The sequence below is a fragment of the Xenorhabdus griffiniae genome (assembly GCF_015163655.1).
GTDB classification, from domain to species: Bacteria; Pseudomonadota; Gammaproteobacteria; order Enterobacterales; family Enterobacteriaceae; genus Xenorhabdus; species Xenorhabdus griffiniae.
This window is the reverse complement of sequence record NZ_JADEUF010000143.1, coordinates 1-7,812: the sequence shown is the minus strand read 5'-3', so window position 1 is coordinate 7,812 and position 7,812 is coordinate 1. Positions and strand designations below refer to the sequence as shown.

Here is a 7,812-nt window from a genome sequence, read left to right as displayed (position 1 = left end):
ATAAGCATGACTCAGTCCTCTCTTTTGCTTTTTTGTTTGTGGAAAATCAAAATTCGCAAAAATTGGACTGAGTTTCTTCGACACTCCTACCATTTTGAAAAGTTATTTAACTACAGAAAGAAAAACTAATTTTCAGCTTTTCTCAAAAAACTTTTCTATAAACCTTCTTGATAAAAATATTGTATTACTAACTTATCAATCTTACGAAATGGATCTAACTGGCAACCTTTTCAATCAAGCACTTCGTTCATCAATTTAGCAATTATCTTCAACTGGTAAATGGCAGCTTAGATTCCATCGAGGTACGATCATACCTGTTTAAGAGAAAAAATGGCCCAATATTTGGGCCATCCAGATTAATTAGCAGGATTCTTTTGCTTAATGAGCAAGGCGGATTTTACGCTTTTTCACAATCTGAAACCCGATCATTAAAATAATAAACCAGATTGGTGTGGCTAATAACGCCTGGCGAGTATCTGGCTGCAAAGAAAGCAATACCAAAACAAAAGCAAAGAAAACCAAGCATACCCAAGACATAACAATACCAAATGGCATTTTATACACCGAAGCCTGGTGTAATTCTGGGCGACGCTTTCTATAAACCAGATAGGAACACAAGATCATGCTCCAAATAAACATAAACAGGATCGCAGAAACGGTTGTCACTAGAGTAAAAACCCGCATCACATCGGGGATAAAATAGATCAAAATGACTCCAAATGAGAGACACAGACAAGTAAAGACCAACCCTGATGCCGGAACCGAACGGCGGGAAAGACGGCTAAACTGCTTTGGTGCATCTCCTTCTTTCGCCAGACCGAACAACATCCGGCTAGTGGAGAAAACCCCACTATTTGCCGAAGATGCCGCAGAAGTTAAAACCACAAAGTTAACGATGCTGGCAGCAGCGGGTAATCCAATCAAAACGAACAATTCCACAAAAGGACTTTTATCCGCGCTAACAGCTCGCCACGGTGTGACTGACATAATGACAATCAAAGCCAATACATAAAACGTGATAATACGGATAGGAATAGCATTGATCGCTTTTGGTAAAGATTTCATTGGGTTTTTAGTTTCCGCTGCAGCAGTTCCCACTAACTCAATACCAACAAAAGCAAATATCGCGATCTGGAACCCTGCAAAAAATCCGCTTAACCCCATAGGAAACATACCACCATCATTCCAGACATTAGAAAGTGCTGCAACATGTCCTGCTGGTGATTTAAAATTGATGCCAACCAAAATGCCTCCTGTCACAATCAAGGCAATAATGGCAATAATTTTGATCATGGCAAACCAAAACTCCAGTTCACCAAACAGCCTAACTGTCGCGAGATTCAGAGTTAGCAATACCAGAACACACAAAAGCGAACTTCCCCATTCTGGAAAACCAGGTACCCAATATCCAACATAAGCAGTGATGGCAACAATATCGGCTATACCAGTAATTACCCAGCAGAACCAATAAGTCCAGCCGACAAAAAAGCCGGCCCACGGCCCTAGTAAATCTGCGGAGAAATCGCTAAACGACTTATAGTGCAAATTAGAAAGCAATAGCTCTCCCATTGCCCGCATAACAAAAAACAGCATAAAGCCTATGATCATATAAACAAAAATAATCGATGGCCCAGCAAGAGAGATAGTTTTGCCTGATCCCATAAACAGACCAGTACCGATGGCACCACCAATTGCAATTAACTGTATATGTCGGTTGGTAAGACTTCGCTGCAAGTGCGAACTTCCAGTTTCAGTAGTGTGAGTGGGTTGTATTTTTTCTTCCATAGTTGTATCCAATTTATTCTCACAGCATGGCCTTAATACCCTCAAGCTGTGTTTAATAGAACATTTTGACATAGACAACCGCGCTATTAACAGAAGGATTTCACATGAAAAACAGAATGGTTATAATTAAACCGATTCGTTAAGCGTTTACTGTGCGTATTTCATTCAATTAGTAAAAAATGGATATAGTCCATTGACGCCAAGTTGACATTGGAGAATAATTAATCTTGATGGGTCGTTAGCTCAGTTGGTAGAGCCGTTGACTCTTAATCAATTGGTCGGGAGTTCGAGCCTCCCACGACCCACCAATTAAATCAATAGGTTATAGAGTTAATTATTTCCAGCAGCTTTCTTGAGTGTCATATTCGTGTCATGCACGCATAAAATACTGTCAATATTTTTCGCGTGCTCTTGCAAATGCACTGGGGATAAATGAGCATATCGTTTAACCATTTCTATGCTCTCCCATCCCCCCATTTCTTGCAATGCTGATAGTGGGACACCAGATTGAATCAGCCAACTAGCCCACGTGTGGCGCAGGTCATGGAATCGAAATCCTTCTATTCCCGCCCGTTTCATGGCAGACTTGAATGATTTATTGGCATCAACCCTCATTGGCACCATATCAGTAACCCCCTTTAACTTTCGCTCTCTGACAAAAACATACTTTGTATGCCTGCCTATCTGTTCCCGAATAACCTGACAGGCAATGTCATTGAGCGAAACTCCAATAGCTCGATAGTTTTTAGATTGGTCTGGGTTTACCCAGGCCACTCTTCTTACTAAATCAACCTGTGACCATTCCAACTCTAAAATATTGGACCTTCTAAGTCCTGTAGCTAGAGCGAAAATAATCACTGGTTTTAGATAATCAACAGCATTATCTATCAGAGCTTGCGCTTGTTCACGAGTTAGCCATTTTATCCTTGGTTGTCTCGGTGGCAGTGCTTTTATGTACGGGGCGGCCTTTAACCATCCCCATTCATTTGCTGCTATCCGCAACAGAGATCTGATAAATGCCAAATGAGCATATTTAGATGACTGAGATGGATATCCTTTTGATGCGTTTCGGTTCCTCATCCGCGAAACTATATCCTGACACTCATTATTGGTAATGGTACTCAGAACTCTTCCTTTAAAGTGCTGCAACCAAAACCTAATCTTCCCTTTATCTTTGTCTATTGTGCGCTTATGCTGTTTTTCCTTTAACCAGCGCAGGCAAGCCTCATCAAAGTAATACTCAGGATCTTCACCTAGCCTCTCAACTTTCCATGAGTCCGATTTCAACTTATCATGCAGTTCTTGAGCTAATTTCTTATCTGAGGTGCCAAGGCTTTGTCTAATTCGCTTTCCGCTCGGCGTAACGAAGTCACAGTGCCATACTCCGTATCGTAATTTGATCGACATGTAAAACTCCTTTTTGATTTACCATGACAATCAGCATTCACGCTGACATTTTTATGTAGGTTGTGGATATATGCAACACATGATGATCGCAAAATCTCATATGGCCCCTCACCTTCCCTCCCTCTACGTCTCGCAGGTAATTCACCATCTTTTATTAATTTCCTGACGCGCCTAACTGAGCATTTCAGGAAATTAGCAGCCTGTTCGGTTAGAAATAATTCATCGTGAACATCCATCCTTCATCTCCTTCTGAATCATCCGCACATAGTGCACCAGCACTGATTTAGCGCTGAATTTCATGTGGTTGAGTGGTTTAAATTTGGGGGTGTATTTATCGAGGATTGCGGTAACTGCGGTGTCATCGTATTTGGGTAGGCGCCTCAGTTCCTCCAGGCATTCCCTTGCTACCTTCCTCCTTGCGTTCTCGAATTCGCTAGTCATCGGTGATGAATTTAGCCTCACTAATAAATTCGACATTATTTATCGGCGACTCATTCCCCCATGTATCCCAGCCGTCCATTGACTCGCGGGCGAATAACTCAATGCGTGGTACATCGCCGTATAATCGCTCCAACCTGTAATGAACCTCTCGCGGTTTCTGTGAATGTTCACCCAGACACGAATAAATCACCTGTTTCACACTGGCGCTTTGCCGGGGTAGTCCATTGCCCCGAACAGCGATCAACATGTCTTCTGAGTTACTGCGGGTATAATTGCCTCCGTTCATTCGTGTTTCAGTATTCAGTAGTTCCATAAAATCCCAGCTATCGAACAGCTTTTCTTCCTGAATGGCTTTATCTATGCGTTCCATCGCTAACTTGTTGAGTTTTACCCATGTGAACAGCTTCATAGTCTTGACGGTGAATCCCCATGCTGCGGCTAATTCCATCGCCTCAGCCGCAAAATTCCCCGTGTACCACATACAGAGTACGGAGTTTTCAGCGGCTATTTGCTCTATGGGAATTCGAGCGAGGGAATAAAAATCGGTGGTGGTGTAGTGATTATTGGCGGCTCCGTTGCTGGCTGCGTTATTATATTGCCAGGGGGGATCAGCTAATATCAGGTCGTATTTTCGTTCCATTGCGCCTATCCCGCTCATAATCCTCCCCACACTCCCGACTACAGAATGCACCATGTATTGCTGGTTCTGCCTCACACCATCGACACATTCCGTTGATACTGGTTAATGCTGGTGGTTGGTTCTGTAGAGCATGAGATATATTCAGCTCATTTAAATCATTCGCTGCGTCGATAATATCCATGTTATTTCTCGTTATTTGTTTGGATGGGGATAGAGACAAACTGCAAACATTGTTTTGTCCTTATCAAAATCATCTATGCTTTTACATATTTTTCCATCCACTAAATTGTAATATGCCAAAGGTTTCATATTTTCATATTCAGCGAGTTTCTTTGCCAACTCAATCACATCATTGTTCATTTCCGGCCCCTTAATTTTAAATCCCTGCCTTTCCAGCATTTCCCAAATATCATTAATCGTTTCATTGTGAGCAATCATTTCCAGACTTGCTTTCCACCCAGCTTGAAACACCTCCCAGTAATTTTGGGCTGACATATTGAAATATGTTCCGTCTCCATCTTTCTCTAACGCATTTTCAAAATAACGGAACTTAGTTAATAGCAGTTTTTCAAACGCTGCTCTGCATAAATCTGAATTAGTCATTCAATCCTCCGAAACTCAATAACCCAAACCCACGGGTTAGCGGCCCAGCTTTCTTTGTCGTAGATTGACCACCATGTTTGCGCAAACCATGAGCGAGAAAAATCAGGAAATCCGAACTGCTGTGATACTGCATCTATTGAGGTGTGACTGGGTGGACCACCTTCTGCAATGGCGTCTTTCCGGCTTATGTCCTGCAACCGCTCAACCCGAACATCCGTTATTTCCAGCCTGCCCTTGATATTGCCGTCTTTGTCGGTGAAATTAGTGATGTCACCAAACTCACCATACGGGCAACCAACATCTATAAATCCAGCTTGCCATGCTCCATTAACTACTTCTGCAAGAGTAAATCCTTCTGCTATCGCGCCCATTTGACTTAGTTTTTGTTCATCCAATTGAGGCTGTGGTTTAATCGGCCTCCGCGTCTGCGTCTTAGTTCCTGCCAAAATAGCGTCTATCATCTCACCGTTAAATTTGAGCTGCTTCATTTAAACCTCCTACATATATTCGCTGCCCGTTCGCACATATCAGTGTCGAACCAGCCGAAATGGCATTGGCTGGGACTAATTTCTAGCTGTTTTGCTAACCAATGATAGGCCTCCGTGCGCGTCAATCTCCCTGATCTCCATATCTGTTCGAAATATTGTTTGCAGCTATTCCGTGCCGCGCGAGTTTCTTTATTTGCTAATGTCCCTAGTGGAATATCCGTAAATGGGTGCATCCCCACATAGGCTCGGCATGTAGTGCATATATACAACCATGGCCAATTTCCATAACTCCGGCCATATACATCTTCATGACTGACTATTGCCACATTCCCATTGCAGTAACGACATTCGGTAGGTGCAGGTAGCGGATCTTTGACTTTCCTGATTGCTTTTATGCTTGGATTCCATGGCGTTTTTTCCACAATCATCCTCCCGCCGCATAGCAGCGTAGTGATAGGGTTGGGGTTACAGGGTCCTATCTGGATTGCCGAGCACGGTGACTCGGTGTTGAAAATCGGTGGTAGGTGGTGCTGGTTGTGCTGGTTTTTTCTTGACTTTACTCACATACTTACCTTGATTCTCATTGGCGCATATTCGTCTACACACAACGCATCTGCGATTTTTTGTGTAGCGCAGCGTGTGTCCATTCGGACAGGGTTTACCGTAGAAATATTTACTCGGTTCCGCGGTCATGAGTTTCATTCTCCATGCCGTTTAGTTCATCTTTTCTAATTTGATAAACATCAGTAGCTTTATCTAGCGCATCCTGCTCGCGTGCTAGCTTCTTGGCGCTGTAGGTATAGAACTTATTTAATTCTTCAATGCTTTTCGCGTTATTTGCAGCCTCAGTGAAATCACACAGCAACTCATCAGGCGTGCGTTTGTCACCTTTTGGCTCATCCTTTACTGGCTTGTTGTTGATTAATTGATTGAGAGATTGCTTTGTTGTGACTGGGGTTACATCGCGCATAGCACGAGGCTCTGACTCAAACTCATCAGGCGTATAAACACCTAGGATCACTTCAGGGCAATAAAGGCGCGCCCAGTATTTCACGGCTAGATAAGCAATTTGCTGTTTAGGTGCCGTTTTCCACAGCGGGGAGTTTCGTGTCGTAATATCGATAAGATAAACAGGCTCTCCCCATGTAATTTCAGACTCACCATTAAGGATTGCACCCACTTCAACGAACAACCCGCTTTCGTCTGATTTATTCTTGGTTCCTGTGATTTTCTCCCAATCCCCGCCATACCGATAATGAAAGCGTCCGCGAACAGCCTTTGAGCTTGTAACCACTGCGTTTACTAACTGCGCCTCGTAACCCAATACCCCATTAACGAGATGTGTTTTTTGTGCTACTGCATATGGATTCATTCGCCATTGCGCGGCTTGTAACGCTACTGCCAGACAATCGGCTGGCTTGCCTGCTAGATGTTTCGGAACGGTTGCAATCCCTTGAGACATAACCTCAGCGAATGCCTGTAGCTTTTGCAGCCCCGTAGGGCTAAAAATTGCCGCCGATGTATCGGCTTCATGTTCATTTTCGAACGTAGTAATTGCTTGTGACATATTAGTTTCTCCGTTTGGCCCAATCAGGGCGCGAAATAGGTTCTATACCGCCCCAATCATCGTTGATGCGGCACTCATGGAAGGTGTGTAAATTCTGTTTAAATAGCTCGAACCCAACATCAACATCGTCTGAATCCAGTTCAAAAACGTGCACTGGATAACGGGCACAATCAATCCTTTCACTAACTGCAATAAATAGGAAAAGCGGCGATTCTCCGAAGTGACGCAAATAACCTTCCTGATACATTGCGTTTTGTACGTGATACCTTAGCTCTTCGATATGACGCGGAAATCTTTCCATGTCCGCGACTTTTTTAACATCGACAATGACAGGCTGATTTAATAAAAATTTATCTGGCCTTATCCGGCATAACTCATCCGTGTCTGGGTCTGACCAATAAATGGATGCTTCGCTATATCCGTCAGCTTCTAAAAAGTATCTGGCTGCATGATGGGCCATGACACTATCTCTCATTAATTTCAGCTTCCTATGCTGCTCGTAATCCATGACGGTTTTTCCTGTATCCTCACAATCCTTTAAGAAGTCCTTTTCAGTCTGCTTTCCCTTGTCAGTCCTTCTGTTGAATTCCGGCGCCTCAATGAACCGATTGATAAACTCATCAGGCTCTAATAGCAGGCAGTGCAATGCTGTTCCCATATCCAGCGCTTTTAACTTTTCCGTGTCGATTGGGGCATTTTTCTTCCATCTATAAAATGCAGGACTCTTTGCAATATCATCCAACTGCGACTTACTCACCCCTTCACCGTGGTGATAATCCTCGTTGGAAATGTCATAATAGATACCGGGTTTCATGTAGTTCTTCCTCCACTGCTCGACACACATCAAATAGCCATTCGTTGTATTTTTCGATTAATTCATC

General features: G+C 43.2%; 10 protein-coding genes and 1 tRNA gene. 1 reads left to right on the top strand and 10 read right to left on the bottom strand.

The window, feature by feature from the left end; all coding sequences use genetic code 11:
- Positions 1–378: 378 nt before the first annotated feature.
- On the bottom strand, positions 379–1,785 hold the full coding sequence (gene cycA / locus IQ211_RS16955) for a D-serine/D-alanine/glycine transporter (protein WP_189761095.1): 1,407 nt from the start codon (positions 1,783–1,785) through the stop codon (positions 379–381).
- Between the two features lie 232 nt (positions 1,786–2,017).
- Here cycA and IQ211_RS16950 point away from each other — a divergent pair.
- A tRNA-Lys gene (locus tag IQ211_RS16950) sits at positions 2,018–2,093 on the top strand.
- Positions 2,094–2,115: 22 nt separating this feature from the next.
- On the opposite strand, the gene IQ211_RS16945 is transcribed toward IQ211_RS16950, so the two are convergent.
- The 9 genes from IQ211_RS16945 to IQ211_RS16905 all read right to left on the bottom strand — a co-directional run bounded on the left by IQ211_RS16945 (position 2,116) and on the right by IQ211_RS16905 (position 7,745).
- Positions 2,116–3,192 carry a tyrosine-type recombinase/integrase gene (locus IQ211_RS16945; protein WP_189761094.1) on the bottom strand — a complete coding sequence of 359 codons (1,077 nt, stop codon included), beginning with the start codon at positions 3,190–3,192 and terminating at the stop codon, positions 2,116–2,118.
- Complete coding sequence (locus IQ211_RS20220; RefSeq protein ID WP_189761093.1) at positions 3,093–3,428, bottom strand: helix-turn-helix domain-containing protein; 336 nt, start codon at positions 3,426–3,428, stop codon at positions 3,093–3,095. The genes IQ211_RS16945 and IQ211_RS20220 overlap by 100 nt, the downstream gene beginning before the upstream one ends.
- Before the next feature lie 197 nt (positions 3,429–3,625).
- A complete protein-coding gene (locus IQ211_RS16935) occupies positions 3,626–4,273 on the bottom strand; it encodes an MT-A70 family methyltransferase (protein ID WP_189761092.1) in 648 nt (215 codons plus the stop codon).
- Entirely contained in the window at positions 4,242–4,454 is a 213-nt protein-coding gene (locus IQ211_RS16930; protein ID WP_189761091.1) for a hypothetical protein, read from the bottom strand. The genes IQ211_RS16935 and IQ211_RS16930 overlap by 32 nt, the downstream gene beginning before the upstream one ends.
- Positions 4,455–4,465: 11 nt before the next feature.
- Complete coding sequence (locus tag IQ211_RS16925; protein WP_189761090.1) at positions 4,466–4,876, bottom strand: hypothetical protein; 411 nt, start codon at positions 4,874–4,876, stop codon at positions 4,466–4,468.
- The gene (locus IQ211_RS16920) at positions 4,873–5,364 is read right to left on the bottom strand and encodes an ASCH domain-containing protein (protein ID WP_189761089.1); all 492 of its coding nucleotides are present in this window, start codon (positions 5,362–5,364) and stop codon (positions 4,873–4,875) included. Before IQ211_RS16920 ends, IQ211_RS16925 begins: the two co-directional genes overlap by 4 nt.
- On the bottom strand, positions 5,361–5,792 hold the full coding sequence (locus IQ211_RS16915) for a zinc-finger-containing protein (protein WP_189761088.1): 432 nt from the start codon (positions 5,790–5,792) through the stop codon (positions 5,361–5,363). Before IQ211_RS16915 ends, IQ211_RS16920 begins: the two co-directional genes overlap by 4 nt.
- Positions 5,793–6,037: 245 nt before the next feature.
- Positions 6,038–6,931, bottom strand: a complete 894-nt coding sequence (locus IQ211_RS16910; protein WP_189761087.1) for a RecT family recombinase — start codon at positions 6,929–6,931, stop codon at positions 6,038–6,040.
- A gap of 1 nt (position 6,932) precedes the next feature.
- Entirely contained in the window at positions 6,933–7,745 is an 813-nt protein-coding gene (locus IQ211_RS16905; protein WP_189761086.1) for a PD-(D/E)XK nuclease-like domain-containing protein, read from the bottom strand.
- Positions 7,746–7,812 lie beyond the last annotated feature (67 nt).